Raw genomic sequence first — 22,746 nt, 5'->3', positions numbered from 1 at the left:
TTAATTTTTCAGAGAACAATGCCAAAATGGCATTGTTCTCTGTTTTATTTAACGGATTTATTTATTGCCATTTATTTTTAACGTGGGCTTTGTGATCTGGTTTTATGATGTCTGATAATAGAACAACCCCTATATTATTAACGGCACTTATGGCTTTATGCCTGTCCCTGCCAACATATGCCGATGAAGATACCAGCCACAAAATCTGGCAGGAAACACAGCACAATCAACGAGAAAATGAAGCCAATCTGATTACACCCGACCCCGTTTTTACTAAAAATGGTTCATCGTTAATTGTTATTAATGGACAAACATTTCAGGTAGAAAACAACCTGAATGATATCAGCCAAGCTCTCTACCTTGCCATCAACCACCAACAGTGGTCAGATGTCAAACGTTTTCTGACTACTTACCAAAAAATGCCAGGGCATGATGTTATGTTGGTCTCCTTTGCTCAGGGTAGCCTGGCTCGCTTTGAAGGAAACTTGGACCTCGCTGCCTATCATTATCAACAAATTCTGAACCAACAATCGGACTTCACTCGTATTAAATTGGAACTGGCCCGCGTCTATTTTGAAGATCATAAAAATCGGGAATCTGAACAACTGTTTACCGGATTAAGCAAACAGCACGAATTACCAGAAACGGTTGTGAAAAATATCGACAGCTATCTAAAAGCAATAGCACTGAGAAATGGCTGGCGCGGCTCTTTCTCCGTCGGTTATGCCTATAACGATAATGTGAATATGTCTTCCCAGTCTCCCCCCACTTGTCTAATCCCTAATCCTAACGGTGGCTGCCATAAAGAACGCCATATACCAAAAGCCATCAAAGCGTGGGGCATGTCTTATGATGCGACATTAAGCCGACGTTACCAACTTTCCGGTCATCATGGCATTTTTGGCCGCGGCTTGATTTATGGTGAAAACTATCGTGATTACCATGATGAAAACGAGAATACATTTCTGCTGGTCGGGGGATACAACTATAAAAGCAGTAACCACGATGTCTCCTTCGGCCCTCTGTATGAATATAAACAACGTGCTGGTTATCCCTTCTCTCACTCCATAGGTGCCAAAACAGAATGGAGATGGGTATTAACCAAGCAAACAGCCCTTAATGTTGAACTTGAGCATAAGCAACTGCGACATAAACAAACTTACCGTTGGAAAAATGGTGAACTTACCTCTTCCTACCTCACCCTATCCCATGCTATCAGCAAAGAATTTGTTCTGTTTGGCGGTGGTGACTGGGTATATCGGAATAACGACCAGCATCCTACTGATAGTTATCAACAATGGGGCTTTCGGGCAGGGATAGCCGGGCAGATTTATACTGGTATTAATGGCTCACTGTTTGCCACGCTAAGAGTCCGCCACTTTGATGCTTATAACCCGATATTTGAAGTTAAACGGCAAGAAAATGAGCAAATATATACCGCTGTTATTAAAGTCCCTGCCGCTGAAATATGGGGTATGACACCTTCTTTCACTTTCCGCCATCGACGTAATCACAGCAATGTGGATTGGCTGTACAGCTATAACAAAAACGAAGTGCTAATCAGACTGGAAAAGTATTTTTAATCAAAGTGTTATGTTTTTTATTTATGTGATGATAATCGACAAAGCGAGGCAAGAGACATCAATGGTATATCGAGTTAAAACACAGTTTACCCCTATAACAATTGCATTGTCACTGGCCTTTTCACTGACAGCCTCCCCCCTATTTGCTGAATCCGAACCTACGGTCACAACCGCAAACAGCAAAACTGATCTGGGCAAGATTCGTGTCACGGATAACAGCGCTAAAGATGAAGAGGGTTATAACGCAGTCTATGACAAAGATATCTCCAATATCTACATCGGCAAAAAACAAATAGAGCGTTACAAAGGGGCCTCTCCTGCCGATTTACTGAAAGATGCGGTTGGCGTATATAGCGGTGACGCCCGCAATAGTAGTGCTCTGGATGTCAATATCCGTGGCATTCAGGGACAGGGGCGAATTCCCGTCACTATTGATGGCACAGAACAAGCTATTACCGTAGGGCGTGGTTATAATGGAGCCAATAACCGTAACTACATCGATCCAAATTTAATCAGTAGCATTGAAATCGAAAAGGGTCCTTCACTGAGCCGTGGAATTAAAAGTTCTGTCGGCGGCGCTGTATCCATCAAAACATTAAGTATTGATGATGTGGTGCCGAAAGGGGAAACTTTTGGCATCAATGCTAAACTGGAAACCAGTAGCAACTCAGTGAGAGAGCGCACACCGTCCCTATCATTGGGACAAGACTACCGCGATATTCCTAACTTTATCCAAAATAAGGTTGAAACCGATCCGGAGTTGCAAGTTACGCCTCATTCATCGAAAGACAATAAACTGTTTGGCTTCAAAGATAATGCCTTCCGTTTCGCATTAGGAACACGGCAGGAATATTTTGACCTAATGCTGGCCTATGCATACCGTCGTCAGGGTAACTATTTTGCCGGAAAAGGTGGTGCCCATCGCTATGATGAACCCATTACGGAAAATGACAGGGAACTCATGAAGAATGTCCAGACAACACTGGACCCATATCTGCCTTTTGCGGCTCGTATCTATCGCCCCGGCAATGAAGTTCCCAATACTTCCAGTGAAATGCGTTCTGTATTAATTAAAAATACTTGGCGTTTCACCGAAGATCAGACTCTACAGTTGGGGTTTCGTCATACCCATATGGAATTTGGTGATATCATGCCTTCGCGCTTGGGCTGGGTTACACCCGAAAAAAATAAAGTTCCTCAATGGCCATTAGCGAAAGTTCACCAGAAAGCTGCTAACCTGACCTATAAATGGCAGCCTGAGAATAACCCCTATGTCGACTTCGACATGAACTTATGGACAACTCGCACCACCAGCAATACCAACACCGCCGGAGGATATCCTCGCACTCCCACCGATAGAGACTGGCGTTGGGAAGATGGCCTTGAGGGCAGAAACGCCAATATTGATGGCACATTGATCAATACCGCCATCACCCATTCTCAAAACAATCGTTGGGGTGTCGATCTTTCCAATAAATTTACCCTACACCCTAGTTTAGAGCTGACCTTAATGGGGAATTTCAAACGGGAACGCCTCGATTCCAATGATGATTATAATTCAACCAATCTATATTTCTTCCAGTCACCGGCGCGGAAAGGACAACGTCAGGAAATCAATCTCGCCTTTAACTTTAACTGGCGGCCAGCTTCATGGCTGGAGCTGAATGCTGGAGCCAAGCGCGTTTCTTATTGGTCTCAAGATGATTTACTTAATGAACGACGTGCCGCAAGAGATAACCGTTACCAGAAACAACGGGAAACCATTGGCCATGCAATGAGTTATTACCAAACGCCGACAGCAAAAGAATCTGATTATCTCAAGAAAAGATTGCATGGAAAATTGAGCCGAAAAGAACGCAAGGAATTGTCTAATAAATTAAAAGAAATAGGTTTATCAACCAACTCTATTCTTGATCGTGATGGGCAAAAACGCTATATGGTTCTAAAAGAATTCACTTGGAATTACGATCCTAACAATGGCAAGCTGAGTAAAAACAGTAACCCCTATTTCAATGATCAACTGGATATGAATGAAAAGGTTATCGATCCAATCAGTGGCAAAGAAGCTTATAAATATGAGTACGGCGAAAAAGTGGATGCCAATGGCGTACCAGGCCCTGCTGTTGACGATCCTTGGGAACCTGCGCCAAAACGTAAGGATCACGCTTGGGCACCTACTTTCTCCGCGACGGCCTATGTCACCGACAATTTCCGTATCTACGCCCGCTATGCCGAAGCAGTAAGAATGCCCAGCATTTTTGAAGATACCGTCGGTTTTTCAGGCTCTACAACCAACCAAATAGGCCATAAATTCAAACCTGAACGTGCCAAAACCGCAGAAGTCGGCTTAGTCTACGATTTCAGCCAATTAGTCGAAGCTGAACGCCATGCCGATATCAAACTCTCTTATTACAATACCATCATTGAAAATGTGTTCGACAGGGACAATACCTATAAATTCTCCCAATTGGATAAACAGAAATTGGCTGGTTTGGAACTACAGGCACGTTATGACAACGGCAGTTTCTTTGCCGATATGGGGTTGGTCTATAACATGAAAAACAAGGTATGTGATAGTAATTCTGTCATGAGACTGGATTCCCAGAATCGTTATGGCATACCTGAATGTATTGATGGCGGTTTCCCTGGCGGTTATTTGCGCACCTCTATCCAGCCAGAATACTCAGCTAACCTGACCGTCGGCGGCCGCCTGTTTGATGAAAAACTGGAACTAGGCAGCCGAATGCTCTACCACAGCAAGGCAGAAAACAAAGATGAAAAATGGCTGATGAATGCCTTACCAGACATTTATAAGGGGCAATCCAATAACCCAATGCGCTGGAATCCGGTGTTTACGGTTGATGCCTATATCAGCTACCAAATCACTCCCTCTATATCAATGGAGTTAACTGGCACAAACCTAACTAACCGCTACTATCTCGATCCGCTGACACGTTCGATGATTCCAGCGCCGGGCAGAACTTTTAAACTCAGTTTGACCAGCCAGTTTTAAGGACTTGATTAGAGGATAGTATGACCAACACAGCCATATTAGATAATTCAGCCGCTTGTTTTCCATTGATTCCCAGAAGAAGATTGCTGGTTGGTATCCTAATCGCCATTTTATTCCATACCAGTCTAATATGGTTGTTTAACCGACATACTCCATATGATGATGACACTGCACATCATATCAACAGTGACGCTTCTACTCTGGGGTTATCTATTACGATGGTTGCTGCCCCATCGTGGGAAAATAAGCCGGAGCCTGTTTCTCCTCCAGCCCCACTTTTGACTGCACCGGAATCACCAATAAAACCGGAACTCGCGCTGGATAAAGCCATTCACCCTGAAAATAAGGTAGCCAAACCGCCAGCAGCCGATAAACCCAAGAAACGTCAAAAGCAACAGAAAGAAAAACCGCAAGAAATGGCAGAAAAGAAAACCACCCAATCACCGCAGGTACAGAAAGACAATCAGACAGAGCAGGAAACGCACGGTAGCGATCAGGCTAATTCAGAAGGCAGTATGAGCCGCGCGGCAACGTCACAACCCTTGGTGGGGCAAGGAAATAGCGAAGTGGACAATTACTATGCAAGACTGAGGCAAGAAATTGAACGCCATAAACGCTATCCCCGCAAGGCAAAGAGGATGAAGCAACAAGGTATAGTCACAGTTAATTTTACCCTGCTAGACGACGGCACATTAGCTGCTGCCAAGGTAGTTAATTCCTCTGGCAATAGCACACTGGATAATGCCGCACTTGATGCTATCAATAATGCCAATTCAGTTGGCCCCATACCAGCAGGCACAGGGTCTAACGTTACACTGACCCTCGATTTTACATTGAGGTAAATCCCACCTCGCTCTCAAGCGGAGCGAGGATTGAGTATCATTGTGGCTAATCAGCTAATGATATTATTTCCCAATACAGAAACTGGAAAAAATCCGCCCAAGTAAATCATCGGAAGTGAATTCACCGGTGATTTCACTCAATGCTTGCTGTGCCAAACGCAGTTCTTCTGCCAGCAGTTCCCCTGAACGGGCAAAAACGAGCTGTTGATGGCCTTCCTGTAAATGTTCCGCTGCTGTGTTTAATGCCTGCAAGTGACGACGACGGGCAAGGAAACCACCTTCTGTATTGCTGTTAAAACCCATAGTTTCTTTTAGGTGATCACGCAGAAAATCGATACCTTCCCCATCACGGGCAGAGAGACGAATTAATGTATAGCCACTGACTTCCGTAACGCCCGTTTCTTCCTCAGTCATATCTGTCTTATTGCGAATGACGGTAACAGGCAGCGATTCTGACAGCTTAGCCATAAATTCCGGCCAGATTTGCGCAGGTTCAATGGCATCCGTTGTCGTACTGTCCACCATAAACAGCACGCGATCCGCTTGCTCAATTTCCTGCCATGCCCGCTCAATACCAATACGTTCCACCTCATCACTGGCTTCGCGCAAGCCGGCCGTATCAATCACATGTAGCGGCATTCCATCAATATGGATATGTTCACGCAAAACATCGCGCGTTGTACCCGCAATATCAGTCACAATCGCGGCTTCACGGCCTGCCAATGCATTGAGCAAACTGGATTTACCTGCATTTGGGCGCCCTGCAATCACAACTTTCATGCCTTCACGTAACAAACTGCCCTGACGCGCCTGTGAACAAACGTGCTCCAGTTCTGCGATCACTTCATCTAACTTAGCTTCTATCTTGCCATCGGAAAGGAAATCAATCTCTTCATCAGGAAAATCAATCGCGGCTTCAACGTAGATCCGCAAGTTAGTCAGCGCTTCTACCATTTGATGTACTTGGTTAGAGAACGTGCCTTGCAAAGAATTCATCGCGGAACGTGCTGCCTGTTCAGAACTGGCGTCGATCAAATCTGCAATGGCTTCTGCCTGTGCCAAGTCAAGTTTATCATTGAGGAAAGCACGTTCAGAGAATTCGCCTGGATTGGCAATGCGTACACCGGAAATAGTCAGAATACGCTTTAATAGCAAATCCAGAATAACCGGCCCACCGTGCCCTTGAAGCTCCAGAATATCTTCCCCCGTAAATGAATTAGGGCCAGGGAAATAAAGTGCAATGCCTTGATCAAGTACAGAACCATCTGCATCACAGAAGGGAAGGTAATCGGCATAACGAGGTTTTGGGAGTTTGCCCAATACCACCTCAGCAACTTCCGCAGCTTTAGAGCCAGAAATACGCAGAATGCCTACACCGCCTCGTCCCGGAGGAGTGGCCTGAGCGACTATCGTATCGGTGGTATTCATGAAATTCTCTCTTTTGACCTATATTCGTTATCTTTCAAAACTAAAATAATAAAGGCGGCCAATGACCGCCTTCCACTTATATTTGTTTTAATTTAAAAAAACCAGCTACTTTTTCTCGCGGGTATGTAAGCCACGTTTTTCCAGACTGCGGAAAATAACTTGCTGCTGGATAATGGTAACCAGGTTACTAACGATGTAGTACAACACCAGACCAGATGGGAACCACAGGAAGAAGACAGTGAACACGACAGGCATGTAGGTCATGATCTTCTGCTGCATTGGGTCAGTCACGGTAGTCGGCGACAGTTTCTGGATAACAAACATGGTCACACCCATCAGCAATGGCAAGATATAGTAAGGATCTTGGGCAGACAAATCCTTAATCCAACCAATGAATGGTGCATGGCGCAACTCAACAGAACCCATCAACATGTAATACAACGCCAGGAAGATTGGCATCTGAATCACCAGAGGCAAACAGCCACCCAGCGGATTCACTTTCTCTGTTTTATATAGCGCCATCATTTCCTGGCTCATGCGCTGGCGATCATCACCAAAACGCTCACGCATCGCCGTGATTTTTGGTTGCAGCAGGCGCATTTTCGCCATTGAAGTGTATTGCGCCTTGGTCAACGGATACATGATACCGCGCACGATAAAGGTAATCGCAATAATGGAGAAGCCCCAGTTACCGATGAACTCATGCAGGAATTTCAGCAACTTGAATAATGGCTGAGAAATAAACCACAACCAACCGTAATCCACGGTCAGATCCAGATGTGGTGCAACCGCTGCCATTTTGTCCTGAATTTCAGGGCCAACCCACAGGGTAGAAGAGATATTCTGCTGGCTGTTTGGCGCAATATTGATGTCTTCACCTTTGTACCCGATGATCGCCATTTTTTGGTTTTTCAGGTCTTTGGTATAGAAAGTACTGGTTTTGCCTTCTCCCGGAACCCACGCAGTGGCGAAATATTGCTGGAGCATCGCTACCCAGCCACCTTTTGTGGTCACGGAAAGCGCTTTACTTTCAATATCATCAAATTTGTATTTTTCGTATTTTTCTTCATCAGAAGAGTAAGCAGCACCACGATAAGTATGCAGGGCAAAGTTGCTGCTGCCAGTATCACGATGTTTTGGCAGCTCAACGCTCTGCTTCAACTGACCGAAAAACGCCATCTGTAATGGTTTATCGGTGACGTTATTGACGTTGTAATCAACAGAAACTGCATAGTCGCCACGTTTTAAAACGAAAGTCTTGACATAAACAACGCCGTCCGGCGCAGTATAAGTCATTGGAATACGCAATTCATTCTGACCATCAGCCAAAACAAAGCTATCCTGAGTGGCATGATAAAGTGGGCGTTCAGCTTGATTATCTGGACCATTGATACCCGTTAATCCACTTTGAGCCTGATAAGTGAATTCAGGGGTTGTTTCCAGCAATTTGAACGGAGTTTTGGAACCGAGAGTATCAGGATAGGCCAGCAGATCAGCCTCCTCGATATCACCGCCACGGGTATTAATGTGCAATGAAAGCACATCCGTTTTCACGGTGATCAGTTTACCTTGCCCACTGCTTGCTTCGCTACTCAGCGTAGTATTTGCTTGCTGCGTGATCTGGGCCGTTGGTTGTGGGTTTTTATCATTTTCCCACGCCTGCCAGACCAAGAACGAAACAAACAGCAGAGCGATGAGAAGAAGATTGCGTTGCGAATCCATCGTTAATGTTCTCTGTTATCGTCGTTTTTTTTAGGTGGGACAGGATCATCACCACCTTCGTGTAAAGGGTGGCATTTTAATACGCGTTTCACTGTTAACCAACTGCCTTTTATCATCCCAAACCTGCGCAATGCCTCTATACCATAGTGGGAACAGGTAGGATTGAAACGACAACGAGGCCCCAGCAGTGGACTAATCACTAACTGGTAGCCTCTGATCAAAGCAATCAGGAGGCGCGAGCCAAGCGACAGTGACGACGCCATAATTTGCCCAAAGCTTCCGTTAGCTCACGGTTATCGAGCTCAGCGACCCCTTTCCTCACCAAAACCACAAAATCCATTGGAGGCAATTTATGCTGGTTTAAACGAAAACTTTCACGAGCTAGTCGCTTGATACGATTACGCTCATGGGCGCGTTTAACATTTTTTTTGGCGACGGTTAGACCGATGCGGGGATGCCCCAGCTCATTCAAGCGCCCAAGAATAGTTATCTCTGCGGAGCTTGCCCGTTGCGGCTGCTGGAAAACATAAGTGAAATGCTCGGGAGTTAACAAACGTAACTCCCTCGGAAAAGCGAGCTTAACCACTTGGTTGGTTAGCTTTATTACTTAGAAACAGTCAGACGAGCACGGCCTTTCGCACGACGGCGAGCCAGAACCTGACGACCATTTTTAGTGGCCATACGAGCGCGGAAGCCGTGAGAACGGTTACGCTTCAGTACGGATGGTTGAAAAGTGCGTTTCATAGCGATTTCTACCTAGCTTAAAATTTGTTACTGATTCAGCAAATGCGTTGGCGACCAGTGAGAATAAAGTAGACACCGATGCCTCAGTCGCAACATCAATATATAGAAAGAGGCAGGATTGTAATAAAATGTACTACCCCTCGTCAATCTAAGATAATGCGAGCCTGACCGCCTCCCTGTCGGATTTTTTTATTTCAATCAATCACAGACAGGTCAGACTTTTTGCTACCCGAAGTGCTAACCCCAAATTCTCACCAGACCTAACCGGAAAAAATCGTTGGCATAACACGCAGGGTGCAAGATTATACGGACTGTGTAATAAAGCGCAAGGATCATACACAGATCGTTGCATTCTTAATGTGTGAACATAACATCATTTGCATATTGAATTTCAAACGATAATTAAATGAAGTTTGCTATATACCATGATTCCACTACAGTATCTCTTATGGGCCTTTATATTCTGCAAGTGCCAAAGCATGGTGATCTCCCTGTGGATAAAAAGCGTCAAAGCTGTGTAAAAGAATGAGGATTTGTGTCGTCTTTTGCGTTATGATCGTTGATCCCGATCCCAGTCTCTCTATATACAGATTATGTGGATTTCTGGGGAGCGATGATGTTAAAAATCGCCACAAGGTACATGCTATCTTCCTCGCCACGAGGAATAACGCCTTGTGCCCAATATAACGTATCTTTTATTCCGGTTTCTTTTATTGGTCTTGTTTTAGGGGAGTTCGCCGTGTCACTTTCGCTTTGGCAGCAATGTCTTGCCCGATTGCAGGATGAGTTACCTGCCACAGAATTCAGTATGTGGATACGACCCCTTCAGGCAGAACTGAGTGATAACACTTTGGCTCTCTATGCCCCCAACCGTTTTGTGTTGGATTGGGTAAGGGAGAAATATATTAATAATATCAATTTGTTATTAAATGATTTCTGTGGTCCTGAAGTACCGTTACTGCGTTTTGAAGTAGGGAATAAGCCTGTTTCGCCAAACCAGTCTAAATCTCAGAAAATCATTGCCGATATGCCGGTGGCTGCTGCGCCGTCCAGTTCATCAGTGCGCCCAAGCTGGGATAACGTAAAAGCTCAGCCAGAGTTATCCTATCGTTCCAATGTTAATCCTAAGCATACATTCGATAACTTTGTTGAAGGTAAATCCAACCAACTCGCCAGAGCTGCCGCCAGACAAGTGGCTGATAACCCTGGAGGAGCATACAATCCTCTGTTCCTTTATGGCGGAACCGGACTGGGCAAAACCCACCTTTTGCATGCTGTCGGCAATAGCATTATGGCACGCAAGGCCAATGCAAAAGTGGTTTACATGCACTCTGAACGTTTCGTTCAGGATATGGTAAAAGCATTGCAAAACAATGCCATAGAAGAATTTAAACGTTATTATCGCTCAGTGGATGCTCTATTGATCGATGATATTCAGTTTTTTGCCAATAAAGAGCGATCCCAGGAAGAATTCTTTCACACGTTCAATGCCCTGCTAGAAGGTAATCAACAGATTATTCTGACATCAGATCGCTATCCGAAAGAGATAAATGGCGTCGAAGATCGGTTAAAATCCCGTTTTGGCTGGGGATTGACCGTTGCTATTGAACCACCGGAACTGGAGACTCGCGTTGCCATTCTGATGAAGAAAGCTGATGAGAATCAAATCCAGTTGCCAGGGGAAGTGGCTTTCTTTATTGCTAAACGCCTGCGATCTAACGTTCGTGAACTCGAAGGTGCTTTGAATCGAGTTATTGCCAATGCCAATTTTACAGGCCGTGCGATTACTATTGATTTTGTACGTGAAGCATTACGTGACTTATTGGCTCTACAGGAAAAGCTGGTAACCATCGATAATATTCAGAAAACGGTGGCTGAATATTACAAAATCAAAGTCGCGGATCTACTTTCCAAACGCCGTTCGCGCTCCGTTGCCCGTCCGAGACAAATGGCAATGGCGTTGGCAAAAGAGCTGACCAATCACAGCTTGCCTGAAATCGGGGATGCCTTTGGTGGACGTGACCATACAACCGTACTTCATGCTTGTCGGAAAATCGAACAACTGCGTGAAGAGAGTCACGACATCAAAGAGGATTTTTCTAACTTAATCAGAACACTGTCTTCCTAGCGCTATGAAATTTATCATTGAACGTGAGCAATTATTAAAACCTTTGCAACAGGTTAGCAGCCCCTTAGGCGGTCGCCCTACTCTGCCTATTTTAGGCAACTTATTATTGCAGGTAACAGAAGGCGCCCTGCTGCTGACAGGCACCGATTTGGAAATGGAAATGAAGGCTCGGGTTACACTGACCCAGCCACATGAACAAGGTGCAACAACTGTCCCCGCACGTAAATTTTTCGATATCTGGCGTGGGTTGCCTGACGGCGCAGAAATCAGTGTAGAACTGGATAGCGATCGCATTCTCGTTCGTTCTGGTCGCAGCCGTTTTTCACTCTCTACTCTACCCGCTTCAGATTTTCCCAATCTTGATGACTGGCAGAGCGAAGTCGAATTTTCCTTGCCTCAGGCCACACTGAAACGTCTGATCGAATCCACCCAATTTTCTATGGCGCATCAGGATGTGCGCTATTACTTGAATGGTATGTTGTTTGAAACTGAAGGCGAAGAACTGCGTACCATTTCCACAGATGGCCACCGTCTGGCAGTTTGTTCCATGAGCATCGGGCAAGATCTGCCGTCCCATTCAGTGATCGTACCTCGCAAGGGCGTCATTGAATTAATGCGTCTGCTGGACGGCGGTGACAATCCGCTGCAATTGCAGATTGGCAGCAATAACATTCGTGCTCATGTTGGTGATTTTATCTTCACTTCAAAGTTGGTTGATGGCCGTTTTCCTGATTATCGTCGTGTATTACCCAAAAATCCCGATAAAACATTGGAAGCCAATTGCGACATGCTTAAGCAGGCATTTTCACGGGCAGCGATTTTGTCCAATGAAAAATTCCGAGGCGTCCGCATCTACTTAAGTGAAAACCAGCTTAGAATTACCGCCAATAATCCAGAACAGGAAGAGGCAGAAGAGATTGTTGATGTCAGTTACCAGGGTACTGAAATGGAAATTGGCTTCAATGTCAGTTACATATTGGATGTTCTGAACGCATTGAAATGCGAACAAGTGAGTCTCCTGCTAACAGATGCCACATCCAGCGTAAAAATTGAGAATTCAGCCAGTCAGGCTGCGACTTATGTCGTGATGCCAATGCGCCTGTAACAAAATTAACTCATTATATGATTCTCTCGCGTTTGTTGATCCGCGATTTCCGTAATATCGCGGATGCTGATCTGCCACTGGCAACCGGTTTTAATTTTCTGGTTGGGCCGAACGGTAGCGGCAAAACAAGTATATTGGAAGCCATTTATACATTAGGTCATGGCCGTGCTTTTCGCAGTATTCAGGCCGGGAGGGTAATTCGTCATGATTGCGAAGAATTCATTCTTCATGGACGACTTGCTCAGCAATCCTATGAACGTATTTTGTCAGTGGGATTAAGCAAAAACCGCCAAGGCGACAGCAAAGTCAGGATAGATGGCAGTGATGGACATAAAATTGCTGAATTAGCGAAAATACTGCCGATGCAACTCATCACGCCAGAAGGTTTTACGTTGCTAAATGGTGGCCCGAAATATCGTCGGGCTTTTATTGACTGGGGATGCTTTCACAATGAGCCACGCTTTTTTGCTGCCTGGGTCAACCTGAAAAGGCTGCTTAAGCAACGGAATGCGGCACTGCGACAAGTCACCCGCTACAGCCAAATCCAGCATTGGGATCGAGAACTTGCTCCATTGGCAACCGAAATTAGTCAATGGCGGGCTGAATATATTGCAGGAATTTCCGAGGATATAGAAAAAACCTGCAAACAATTTTTACCTGAATTCACACTCAGTATCAGCTTCCAGCAGGGTTGGGATAAAGAGAGTGAATATGCGGAACTGCTCGCGCGGCAGTTTGAGCGCGACAGATCGCTAACCTACACCGCTTCCGGCCCGCATAAAGCCGATCTGCGGATCAGGGCGGACGGTACACCAGTAGAAGATATGCTGTCCCGTGGTCAGTTGAAGTTACTGATGTGCGCATTGAGGTTAGCACAGGGTGAATATTTCACCCGACAGAGCGGGCAAAAATGCCTGTATCTGCTTGATGATTTTGCCTCAGAACTGGATGCCGGCCGTCGTCAGCTATTAGCCGAGCGTCTGAAATCTACGCAAGCCCAGGTGTTTGTCAGTGCAATCACATCCGGGCAAGTTACAGACATGATTGATGTAAATAGCAGGATGTTTCGCGTAGAACATGGCAAAATAGAGGTTCAACCACAGGATTAAGATGAGCGAGAAACGTTGATGTCGAATACATATGACTCCTCAAGTATCAAGGTATTAAAAGGGCTGGATGCCGTCCGTAAACGTCCAGGCATGTATATCGGTGATACCGATGATGGTACCGGCCTGCACCACATGGTCTTCGAGGTTGTTGATAACGCTATCGACGAAGCCCTCGCAGGTCATTGTGACAAAATAACTGTCACTATCCACGCAGATAATTCAGTTTCTGTGCAGGATGATGGCCGCGGTATTCCGACCGACATACACGAAGAAGAAGGTGTTTCAGCAGCAGAAGTCATCATGACCGTGCTGCATGCGGGGGGTAAATTCGATGATAACTCCTATAAAGTTTCCGGTGGTCTGCATGGCGTGGGAGTTTCTGTTGTTAACGCCTTATCGGAAAAACTGGAACTGACTATCCGCCGTGACGGTAAGGTTCACGAACAAACCTATTGTCTGGGCGTGCCACAGTCACCATTGAAAGTCGTCGGTGATACTGAGCAGACAGGAACGACTGTCCGTTTCTGGCCAAGTATGGATACGTTTAAGATTAACACTGAGTTCGAATTCGATATTCTGGCCAAACGCCTGCGTGAATTATCATTCCTCAACTCCGGTGTTGCCATTCGTTTAATCGACAAACGTACAAATACCGAAGATCTCTTCCACTATGAAGGGGGAATCAAAGCGTTTGTTGAATTCCTGAGCCGCAATAAAAACCCAATTCACCCAAATGTCTTCTATTTCTGTACCGAAAAAGACGGTATTGGTGTTGAAATTTCCATGCAATGGAATGACGGTTTCCAGGAAAACATTTACTGCTTCACCAACAACATTCCTCAGCGCGACGGGGGAACTCATTTAGTTGGCTTCCGTACTGCGATGACCCGTACCCTCAATAGCTACATGGACAAAGAGGGCTACAACAAAAAAACCAAAGTCAGTGCTACCGGTGATGATGCCCGTGAAGGCCTGATTGCGGTGATTTCCGTTAAAGTGCCTGATCCTAAATTCTCTTCCCAAACCAAAGACAAGCTGGTTTCTTCCGAAGTGAAAACCGTGGTCGAAACCCTGATGAATGAGAAGCTGGTGGAATACCTGCTGGAAAACCCAAACGATGCTAAAACCGTCGTCGGCAAAATCATTGACGCAGCCCGTGCCCGTGAAGCGGCACGTAAAGCCCGTGAGATGACCCGCCGCAAAGGTGCACTGGATCTGGCCGGATTGCCGGGCAAACTGGCTGACTGCCAGCAGCGCGATCCAGCCCTGTCCGAACTCTACCTGGTGGAGGGTGATTCTGCGGGCGGTTCGGCAAAACAAGGACGCAACCGTAAGAATCAAGCTATCCTGCCATTGAAAGGTAAAATCCTGAACGTTGAGAAAGCACGTTTTGACAAGATGCTCTCCTCACAGGAAGTCGCCACTTTGATCACTGCCTTGGGTTGCGGAATTGGCCGTGATGAATACAACCCAGACAAGCTGCGTTATCACAGCATTATCATCATGACCGACGCCGATGTTGATGGATCGCACATCCGTACTCTGTTGCTGACATTCTTCTATCGCCAGATGCCGGAAATCATTGAGCGCGGTTATGTCTACATCGCCCAGCCACCATTGTATAAAGTGAAGAAAGGCAAACAAGAACAATACATCAAAGATGACGATGCAATGGAAGCCTACCTGATGTCCATCGCATTGGATGGCGCAGCGTTGTATACCAATCCACATGCACCTGCCCTGAAAGGAGAAGCATTGGAAAAATTGGTGACTGAATTCAATGCCGCTCATAAAATCATCCGTCGCATGGAACGTCTATATCCGCTGGCCCTGCTGAATAACCTGATTTACCATCCAACACTGACTGAAGATGCCTTGAACGATCAGGCAAAAGTGGAAGAGTGGGTAGGTGGACTGGCTATTCGCCTGAATGACAACGAGCAGCATGGTAGCACTTACAGCTATCAAATCCATGAGAACCGTGAACGTCAGGTTTTCGACCCCGTTCTGTGCATTCGTACACATGGCGTTGACACCAACTACAATCTGGATTTTGATTTCATCCATGGTGGCGAATATCGCCGTATTACCAAACTGGGTGAATTGATCGGGAATTTGATTGAGGAAGGTGCATACATCGAACGTGGCGAACGTCGTCAGGCAGTAAGCAGCTTTGAACAGGCTCTGGAATGGCTGACTAAAGAGTCACGCCGTGGTCTTGCTGTCCAGCGCTATAAAGGCCTGGGAGAGATGAACCCGGATCAGTTGTGGGAAACGACCATGAACCCAGAAACACGTCGTATGATGCGTGTAACGGTGAAAGATGCGATTGCCACTGATCAACTGTTCACAACCCTGATGGGGGATGCGGTTGAACCTCGCCGAGCATTTATTGAAGAGAATGCCCTGAAAGCGGCAAATATTGATATCTAATATTACTGCTAAAATCCTATTATCCCAGATAACCCTGTGTATCTGGGATAAAATATTATCCCTCTATATGAATTCTTACAGCAAAATACGTAACATACGGCGCAAAGGCTCTGCTGCTCCCCATAGCAACTGATCACCCACCGTAAAGGCAGATAAATATTCCGGCCCCATATTCAGCTTACGCAAACGACCCACTGGTGTATTCAACGTACCAGTCACCGCTGCCGGCGTTAACTCACGCATTGTCAGTTCACGATCATTCGGGATCACGCGCACCCAATCGTTATGGGAAGCCAACAATGTTTCAATTTCATGGATCGGGATATCTTTTTTCAATTTCAGGGTAAACGCTTGACTATGGCAGCGCAATGCCCCAATACGGACACACAAACCATCAATCGGGATCACATTCTTGCCCGTGTTCAAGATCTTGTTGGTTTCCGCCTGACCTTTCCATTCTTCGCGGCTCTGTCCATTTTCCAGTTGCTTATCAATCCACGGAATCAAACTTCCCGCCAAAGGAACACCAAATTGGTCTGTTGGCAATGAACCGTTGCGGGTAAAATCCGTTACACGTTTCTCAATATCCAAAATTGCGGAAGCGGAGTTCTGTAGCTCTTCAGCAACCTGATTATGCAGCATCCCCATTTGCACCAGCAGTTCACGCATATGACGAGCGCCACCACCAGAAGCCGCCTGATAACTTGATACCGCTGCCCACTCAATCAAATCATTGGCAAACAACCCTCCCAATGACATCAGCATCAAGCTAACGGTACAATTACCGCCAACAAAGGTTTTGATGCCTTTATTCAGGCTATTTTGAATATGTTGATGGTTAACAGGATCAAGAATAATGACGGCATCATCATTCATACGCAGTGCAGAAGCAGCATCGATCCAATATCCCTGCCAGCCGGTTGCCCTCAGCTTGGGATAAATTTCATTGGTATAATCCCCACCCTGACAGCTAATGATAATATCCAGCGCACCCAGCGCCTCAATATCAAAAGCATCCTGTAAGACTCCTGATTTTCCTGCGCGATTTATTGTAAACTGCGGCGCAGGAAGCCCATGTTGGGAAGTAGTAAAGAAAACCGGATTTATTTCGTCAAAATCCCGCTCTTCTACCATCCGTTGCATCAATACTGAGCCGACCATACCGCGCCAGCCGATAAAACCTACACTCTTACTCATGCTTACCCTGCCTTGAAAGATATTCATCAGATACCACTAATCTCATTAAAACTGACAAAATATAACGAAAGGTGCAAGTATATTTATGAGCTATAGCACTGGAAATTTTAAAGCGATATGTCTGCTATTTTGAAGCCATGAGATTTGCCTTCGGTTTGTTACTTTCAACCGAAAGACATATTTTTGGCGCTATCTCAGGGGGAATTTTCTCTTGGATGACCAAGAAGTGGCTCATCACAAATCGTGAGTTAAAATTTACTTCCACCGTAATGCCGTATCATCAATAGATTGCCTAAATATCTCTTTATCCTTTTTATAATCATGTGAAATACGCCAATTTTGGCTACGCCCTTGACGAGGAAGACCAGATTCACCACGTCTCACATAACCTGAACGCAAATTACCAAAAATATGCTCATTAATTACTATTTCATCCGGTTGAGCATGCGGTGTGACTACCTTGGCATGGCGACGATCCATCTCATTTAACAAACGACAAATATATTCTGCCGAGAGATCAATTTTTAATGTCCAGGCATTATTGATATAGCCAACCAGATAAGCAAAATTAGGAACATTCTGCACCAACGTTCCCTTATATAACAATTGGTTATAACTTTGTGGCTTTTGCCCATCAATAAAAAATTCAATTCCCCCCATAAGGTGTAATTGCAGCCCTGTCGCTGTCACTATGATATCCGTGGGTAATTCCTTACCTGACTTCAACAAAATGCCATTTGCAGTAATACGCTCAATCTGGTCGGTAACGATAGACGCTTTGCCTTCTTTCAGTACCCTAAACAGGTTATTGTCGGGAACAAAACACAATCGTTCATCCCATGGCATGTACTTTGGTGTAAGGTGTCTCATGTCAAAACCAGGCCCCACTTTTCTGCGAACCAATCCCAGTAAAAACGATCTGACCAGGTTAGGAAAATATCGGCTTATCTTATACATAGAACTAAAAAATAAGATATTGCGATTTTTACTTAACGTATAAATCCAACGTTGGGGAATAATGCCTTTTAACAGTTCTGCAATCTTATCTCTTCCCGGTATTGATAAAATATAACTGGGGGAACGCTGTAACATGGTGATATGTTCAGTATCATTGGCCATTGCAGGCAGTAAAGTGACTGCGGTTGCACCACTTCCAATCACAACGACTCGCTTTCCTTTGTAATCCAATTCTTCAGGCCAATATTGAGGATGAATGATTAGACCTTTGAAATTTTCAACACCGGGGAATTTGGGTAAATGAGGTTCATCATAGTTGTAGTAACCTGTCGCCATGATAAGAAAATGACAGGTAAATTGCCGAGTTTCTCCACTGGATTCATCAATTGCAGTAGCAGTCCATTGGCAAGTTTCATTTGACCAGTCAGTTTGAATAATCTTTAACCCGAACTGTATTTTCTTATCAACTTCATACTCTGTTGCCACTGAATGGAGATAGCGTCTAATTGAAGGCCCATCAGCAAAAATACTGGTATCTGTCCAAGGACGGAATTTATAGCCATAGCTCATCATATCCGAATCTGTACGAATACCTGGATAGCGAAATAAATCCCAAGTTCCCCCTATATTACGGCGACGTTCTAAGATCCCCACTTTTTTATCAGGACATTCCCTTGCCAAATGACACGCCATACCAATACCAGAAACTCCAGCGCCTATGATCAAAACATCATAATGGTTACTCATACTACTTCTCCTGCAAAAAGATTCTCTTAACCAAATAAGTGGCTTGTTCAATATGTCATGTTATTTTTTATTTGCAGGAGCAACCATTTGCATTTATGTAGGGGGAGTATCAGGATGTTAACTTTCACCATAAAAAAATCCGGTTAGCTTTTAACGACTAAGCCGGATTTAGAAATTAAAACTTTTTTATTCTTCTACACTAAAACAGATTGGCTCTTACTCCACCGTCACCGACTTCGCCAAATTCCTCGGCTGATCCACATCCGTACCTTTGATCAATGCAACATGGTAAGACAGTAATTGCAGTGGTACGGTATAGAAGATCGGTGCGATCAGCTCTTCTACGTGAGGCAGGGAGATGATCTTCATGTTTTCGCTGTTAGTGAAACCTGCATCCTGATCGGCGAAGACATACAACAAACCGCCACGGGCACGGACTTCTTCGATGTTAGATTTCAATTTTTCCAGTAATTCGTTGTTCGGTGCAACGATAATAACCGGCATATCCGCATCGATCAGTGCTAACGGGCCATGTTTCAATTCACCAGCAGCATAGGCTTCTGCGTGAATATAGGAGATCTCTTTCAGTTTCAGTGCACCTTCAACCGCTATCGGGTATTGATCGCCACGGCCAAGGAACAGTGCATGATGTTTTTCAGAGAAATCTTCTGCCAATGCTTCAATCAGCTTGTCTTTAGATAACATGCTTTCAATGCGGCTTGGCAGGGCATGTAGAGCATGGACAATATCTTGTTCCAGTGCTGCATCTGCATCTTTCAGGCGTCCTATGTAAGCCACCAGCATCAGCAACACAGTTAGCTGGGTGGTAAAGGCTTTAGTGGATGCCACGCCGATTTCAGCCCCTGCTTTGGTCATCAGGGCAAATTCAGATTCACGTACCAAAGAGGAACCGGCAACGTTACAGATGGTCAACGAAGTCAGATAACCCAGTTCTTTGGATAACCGCAGGGCAGCCAAGGTATCAGCCGTTTCACCAGATTGGGACAGGGTGATCAGCAGGCTTCCTTTACGGCGCGCTGGCTTGCGGTAACGAAATTCAGAAGCGATTTCAACATCACATGGAATACCTGCCAGTGATTCGAACCAGTAGCGCGAAACCATTCCCGCATTGTAGGAAGTACCGCAGGCAACGATTTGGATATGCTCAACTTGAGACAGCAATTCCGCAGCATTAGCGCCCAGTTCTGACAGATTTACCTGACCATTGCTTAAACGGCCTTCCAATGTGCTTTTGATCGCCATCGGTTGTTCGTAAATCTCTTTCTGCATGTAATGGCGGTATACACCTTTATCACCTGCATCGTACTGAACGTTAGATTCAATTTGTTCGCGCTCAACCACTTCGCCCTGTACATCAAAGATTCGAACGGTACGGCGAGTGATTTCTGCGATATCCCCCTCTTCCAGATAGATAAAGCGACGAGTCACCGGTAGTAACGCTAATTGGTCAGATGCAAGGAAGTTTTCCCCTACACCTAAACCAATAACCAATGGGCTGCCAGAACGCGCAGCGATCAGCACATCAGGATGACGGCTATCCATAATTACGGTGCCATAAGCGCCACGCAATTTTGGAATCACACGCTGAACCACTTCGAGCAGTGAACCGCCTTGTTGCTGTTCCCAGTGAACAAGATGAGCGATAGTTTCTGTGTCTGTATCAGAAGAGAAGGTGTAACCACGCGCTTTTAATTCTTCGCGCAGTTCTTCGTGGTTTTCAATAATGCCATTATGCACAACAGCAATATGTTCAGAAACATGGGGATGGGCATTGCGCTCGCTTGGTTCACCGTGAGTCGCCCAACGAGTATGGGCAATCCCCGTACCACCAATAACCGGCTGTTTGTCCGCTTCATCAGCCAGCATCTGCACTTTACCTACTTCACGCAGACGGGTCATGCGGTTTTCACTGTCAACGACAGCCATACCCGCAGAGTCATAACCACGGTACTCAAGGCGACGAAGACCTTCGATCAATATTTCTGCAATATCCCGTTGTGCTACTGCACCAACAATTCCACACATTTTATTTTATTCCTAAAAACAGGGCGATGAAGCCCTTTTATGTCGCCAACCTGATTGTGTTCCGGCTTTGCCGTCCCCGAGCTTTGTAGAGATGGGGATTTTTATTATGGATATATCTTAATTATTTTTTCTTCACTGGACGCTGCCAGTTTTTAATATGGGTTTGCTTTACACGGCTGATAACCAATTCGTTCTCAGCAATGTCTTTTGTTACTGTGGTTCCGGCGCCAATAGTCGCACCTTTTGCTACCGTAACTGGCGCAACAAGTTGGGTGTCAGAACCAACAAAAACATCATCACCAATGATGGTCTTAAATTTATTGGCGCCATCATAGTTACAAGTAATGGTTCCCGCACCAATATTTACATTATTGCCAATTTCAGAATCACCAAGATAAGTCAGGTGACCAGCCTTGGAACCTTTGCCAAGTGAGGATTTTTTCATTTCAACGAAATTGCCAACGTGAGCTTTTTCCGCCAATTTGGAGCCAGGGCGTAAACGGGCAAAAGGCCCAATAGTGCATTCGGTCGCAATTTCAGAATCTTCGATGATAGTGTAAGGGTCAATGACTACCCCATCACCAATAACGCAATTTTTCAGGATACAACCAGAGCCAATCTGAACATTATTTCCCAATGTGACATGACCTTTAATAATCACATTGGTATCAATCACCACATCTCGACCATGTTCTAATGTTCCACGCAAATCAAAACGAGCAGGATCTAACAACATGACGCCCGCCAGCAGTAATTTTTCTGCTTGCTCAGATTGGTAAATACGCTCTAAGGCAGAAAGTTGCAGACGATTGTTGACCCCTTCCATCTCACTTAAACGGCTTGGGTGTACCGCCTTGATTTGACGACCTTCTTTGTGTGCCAGTGCAATAACATCCGTCAGGTAATATTCTCCTTGTGCGTTATTGTTTTCCAACCTGGATAACCAACGTTTCAAATCACCGCCATTCGCTACCAAAATACCAGTGTTAATCTCGTTGATTTTACGCTGTTCTTCCGTTGCATCTTTCTGTTCGATAATGCCCGTCACTTCACCATCTTCACGAATGATACGACCATAGCCCGTTGGATTATCCAGTATGGCAGTTAATAAACCAATTCCACCCTCTGGCTTAGCTTTAATCAAACGCGCCAAAGTATCTTTGCCAATCAAGGGTACATCACCGTAAAGGATCAGAATATCTTCATTATCCGAAAAATGCGGAGCCGCTTGCTGCATGGCATGACCAGTACCAAGCTGTTCAGCTTGTAGTACCCAGTTCAGATCTTGACCAGAAAGTGCTTGTTTCATCAAATCACCACCATGACCATAAACCAGATGAACATTTTGGGCGCCCAACTCCATTGCGGTATCAATAACATGCTGAACCATCGGCTTACCAGCCAATAAGTGCAGAACTTTAGGAAGCACGGAATACATGCGAGTTCCCTTGCCTGCGGCAAGGATCACGACACTTTTTGTACCGACACTATTTGCGTTATCATTATTTGCAATCACAGACATAAGAAACCTGACAATCCCAATTTTTAAGTATGAAAGTAAACCTGTTTGCGAAATAAATTGCCACATATTTCGCAATGCAAAAAAGCCAGTTAGTTTTCACCAACTGGCTTTTTATCTAACTGCCTATACCCTTCATCTTTCAAGTTGCAGCCTAATTTGGATGCAATTCG

At 45.2% G+C, this 22,746-nt stretch carries 16 protein-coding genes; 7 read left to right on the top strand and 9 right to left on the bottom strand.

Features of this window, described 5'->3' with window-relative positions; genetic code table 11:
• Positions 1 to 107: 107 nt before the first annotated feature.
• The 3 genes from Xets_RS09820 (at position 108) to Xets_RS09810 (ending at position 5,438) form a co-directional block, all read left to right on the top strand.
• Entirely contained in the window at positions 108 to 1,583 is a 1,476-nt protein-coding gene (locus tag Xets_RS09820) for a surface lipoprotein assembly modifier (RefSeq protein WP_187651530.1), read from the top strand.
• 61 nt (positions 1,584 to 1,644) lie between these two features.
• The gene (locus Xets_RS09815) at positions 1,645 to 4,596 is read left to right on the top strand and encodes a TonB-dependent receptor domain-containing protein (protein WP_187651529.1); all 2,952 of its coding nucleotides are present in this window, start codon (positions 1,645 to 1,647) and stop codon (positions 4,594 to 4,596) included.
• 20 nt (positions 4,597 to 4,616) lie between these two features.
• A complete protein-coding gene (locus Xets_RS09810; protein WP_187651528.1) occupies positions 4,617 to 5,438 on the top strand; it encodes an energy transducer TonB in 822 nt (273 codons plus the stop codon).
• A 63-nt stretch (positions 5,439 to 5,501) separates the two neighbouring features.
• On the opposite strand, the gene mnmE is transcribed toward Xets_RS09810, so the two are convergent.
• From mnmE to rpmH, 5 genes are all read right to left on the bottom strand, one after another.
• On the bottom strand, positions 5,502 to 6,866 hold the full coding sequence (gene mnmE / locus Xets_RS09805; protein ID WP_099132913.1) for a tRNA uridine-5-carboxymethylaminomethyl(34) synthesis GTPase MnmE: 1,365 nt from the start codon (positions 6,864 to 6,866) through the stop codon (positions 5,502 to 5,504).
• 105 nt (positions 6,867 to 6,971) lie between these two features.
• Positions 6,972 to 8,588, bottom strand: a complete 1,617-nt coding sequence (gene yidC, locus Xets_RS09800; protein ID WP_099132912.1) for a membrane protein insertase YidC — start codon at positions 8,586 to 8,588, stop codon at positions 6,972 to 6,974.
• A gap of 2 nt (positions 8,589 to 8,590) precedes the next feature.
• Positions 8,591 to 8,851 carry a membrane protein insertion efficiency factor YidD gene (gene yidD / locus Xets_RS09795; RefSeq protein WP_047771132.1) on the bottom strand — a complete coding sequence of 87 codons (261 nt, stop codon included), beginning with the start codon at positions 8,849 to 8,851 and terminating at the stop codon, positions 8,591 to 8,593.
• Entirely contained in the window at positions 8,815 to 9,174 is a 360-nt protein-coding gene (gene rnpA, locus Xets_RS09790) for a ribonuclease P protein component (RefSeq protein ID WP_074018982.1), read from the bottom strand. Before rnpA ends, yidD begins: the two co-directional genes overlap by 37 nt.
• Positions 9,175 to 9,191: 17 nt before the next feature.
• A complete protein-coding gene (rpmH, locus tag Xets_RS09785; RefSeq protein WP_000831330.1) occupies positions 9,192 to 9,332 on the bottom strand; it encodes a 50S ribosomal protein L34 in 141 nt (46 codons plus the stop codon).
• Positions 9,333 to 10,071: 739 nt separating this feature from the next.
• Here rpmH and dnaA point away from each other — a divergent pair.
• The 4 genes from dnaA to gyrB are packed head-to-tail and all read left to right on the top strand — an operon-like array spanning position 10,072 to position 16,107.
• The gene (gene dnaA / locus Xets_RS09780) at positions 10,072 to 11,460 is read left to right on the top strand and encodes a chromosomal replication initiator protein DnaA (protein ID WP_099132911.1); all 1,389 of its coding nucleotides are present in this window, start codon (positions 10,072 to 10,074) and stop codon (positions 11,458 to 11,460) included.
• Between the two features lie 4 nt (positions 11,461 to 11,464).
• The gene (dnaN, locus tag Xets_RS09775) at positions 11,465 to 12,565 is read left to right on the top strand and encodes a DNA polymerase III subunit beta (RefSeq protein WP_099132910.1); all 1,101 of its coding nucleotides are present in this window, start codon (positions 11,465 to 11,467) and stop codon (positions 12,563 to 12,565) included.
• 17 nt (positions 12,566 to 12,582) lie between these two features.
• Positions 12,583 to 13,674 (top strand): DNA replication/repair protein RecF, encoded by a 1,092-nt coding sequence (gene recF, locus Xets_RS09770; protein WP_187651527.1) that lies wholly within the window; start codon positions 12,583 to 12,585, stop codon positions 13,672 to 13,674.
• Positions 13,675 to 13,692: 18 nt separating this feature from the next.
• On the top strand, positions 13,693 to 16,107 hold the full coding sequence (gene gyrB / locus Xets_RS09765) for a DNA topoisomerase (ATP-hydrolyzing) subunit B (RefSeq protein WP_099132908.1): 2,415 nt from the start codon (positions 13,693 to 13,695) through the stop codon (positions 16,105 to 16,107).
• A 75-nt stretch (positions 16,108 to 16,182) separates the two neighbouring features.
• Here the strand turns inward: gyrB and asd are convergent, their stop codons facing one another.
• The 4 genes from asd to glmU form a co-directional block, all read right to left on the bottom strand.
• Entirely contained in the window at positions 16,183 to 17,304 is a 1,122-nt protein-coding gene (gene asd, locus Xets_RS09760; RefSeq protein ID WP_187651526.1) for an aspartate-semialdehyde dehydrogenase, read from the bottom strand.
• A gap of 255 nt (positions 17,305 to 17,559) precedes the next feature.
• On the bottom strand, positions 17,560 to 19,008 hold the full coding sequence (locus Xets_RS09755) for an NAD(P)/FAD-dependent oxidoreductase (RefSeq protein ID WP_187651525.1): 1,449 nt from the start codon (positions 19,006 to 19,008) through the stop codon (positions 17,560 to 17,562).
• A gap of 216 nt (positions 19,009 to 19,224) precedes the next feature.
• Complete coding sequence (glmS, locus tag Xets_RS09750) at positions 19,225 to 21,054, bottom strand: glutamine--fructose-6-phosphate transaminase (isomerizing) (protein WP_099132905.1); 1,830 nt, start codon at positions 21,052 to 21,054, stop codon at positions 19,225 to 19,227.
• Positions 21,055 to 21,175: 121 nt separating this feature from the next.
• Entirely contained in the window at positions 21,176 to 22,576 is a 1,401-nt protein-coding gene (glmU, locus tag Xets_RS09745) for a bifunctional UDP-N-acetylglucosamine diphosphorylase/glucosamine-1-phosphate N-acetyltransferase GlmU (protein WP_187651524.1), read from the bottom strand.
• Positions 22,577 to 22,746 lie beyond the last annotated feature (170 nt).

The organism is Xenorhabdus sp. TS4 (assembly GCF_014467265.1).
GTDB lineage: Bacteria > Pseudomonadota > Gammaproteobacteria > Enterobacterales > Enterobacteriaceae > Xenorhabdus > Xenorhabdus ehlersii.
Note: the sequence above shows the minus strand (reverse complement) of the source record. Positions and strands in the feature narration are given on the sequence as shown.

Coding starts and splice junctions, on each gene's coding strand:
- Xets_RS09820 (WP_187651530.1), top strand. CDS start 108: ATGTCTGATAATAGAACAACCCCTATATTATTAACGGCACTTATGGCT.
- Xets_RS09815 (WP_187651529.1), top strand. CDS start 1,645: ATGGTATATCGAGTTAAAACACAGTTTACCCCTATAACAATTGCATTG.
- Xets_RS09810 (WP_187651528.1), top strand. CDS start 4,617: ATGACCAACACAGCCATATTAGATAATTCAGCCGCTTGTTTTCCATTG.
- mnmE (WP_099132913.1), bottom strand. CDS start 6,866: ATGAATACCACCGATACGATAGTCGCTCAGGCCACTCCTCCGGGACGA.
- yidC (WP_099132912.1), bottom strand. CDS start 8,588: ATGGATTCGCAACGCAATCTTCTTCTCATCGCTCTGCTGTTTGTTTCG.
- yidD (WP_047771132.1), bottom strand. CDS start 8,851: ATGGCGTCGTCACTGTCGCTTGGCTCGCGCCTCCTGATTGCTTTGATC.
- rpmH (WP_000831330.1), bottom strand. CDS start 9,332: ATGAAACGCACTTTTCAACCATCCGTACTGAAGCGTAACCGTTCTCAC.
- dnaN (WP_099132910.1), top strand. CDS start 11,465: ATGAAATTTATCATTGAACGTGAGCAATTATTAAAACCTTTGCAACAG.
- recF (WP_187651527.1), top strand. CDS start 12,583: ATGATTCTCTCGCGTTTGTTGATCCGCGATTTCCGTAATATCGCGGAT.
- gyrB (WP_099132908.1), top strand. CDS start 13,693: ATGTCGAATACATATGACTCCTCAAGTATCAAGGTATTAAAAGGGCTG.
- asd (WP_187651526.1), bottom strand. CDS start 17,304: ATGAGTAAGAGTGTAGGTTTTATCGGCTGGCGCGGTATGGTCGGCTCA.
- Xets_RS09755 (WP_187651525.1), bottom strand. CDS start 19,008: ATGAGTAACCATTATGATGTTTTGATCATAGGCGCTGGAGTTTCTGGT.
- glmS (WP_099132905.1), bottom strand. CDS start 21,054: ATGTGTGGAATTGTTGGTGCAGTAGCACAACGGGATATTGCAGAAATA.
- glmU (WP_187651524.1), bottom strand. CDS start 22,576: ATGTCTGTGATTGCAAATAATGATAACGCAAATAGTGTCGGTACAAAA.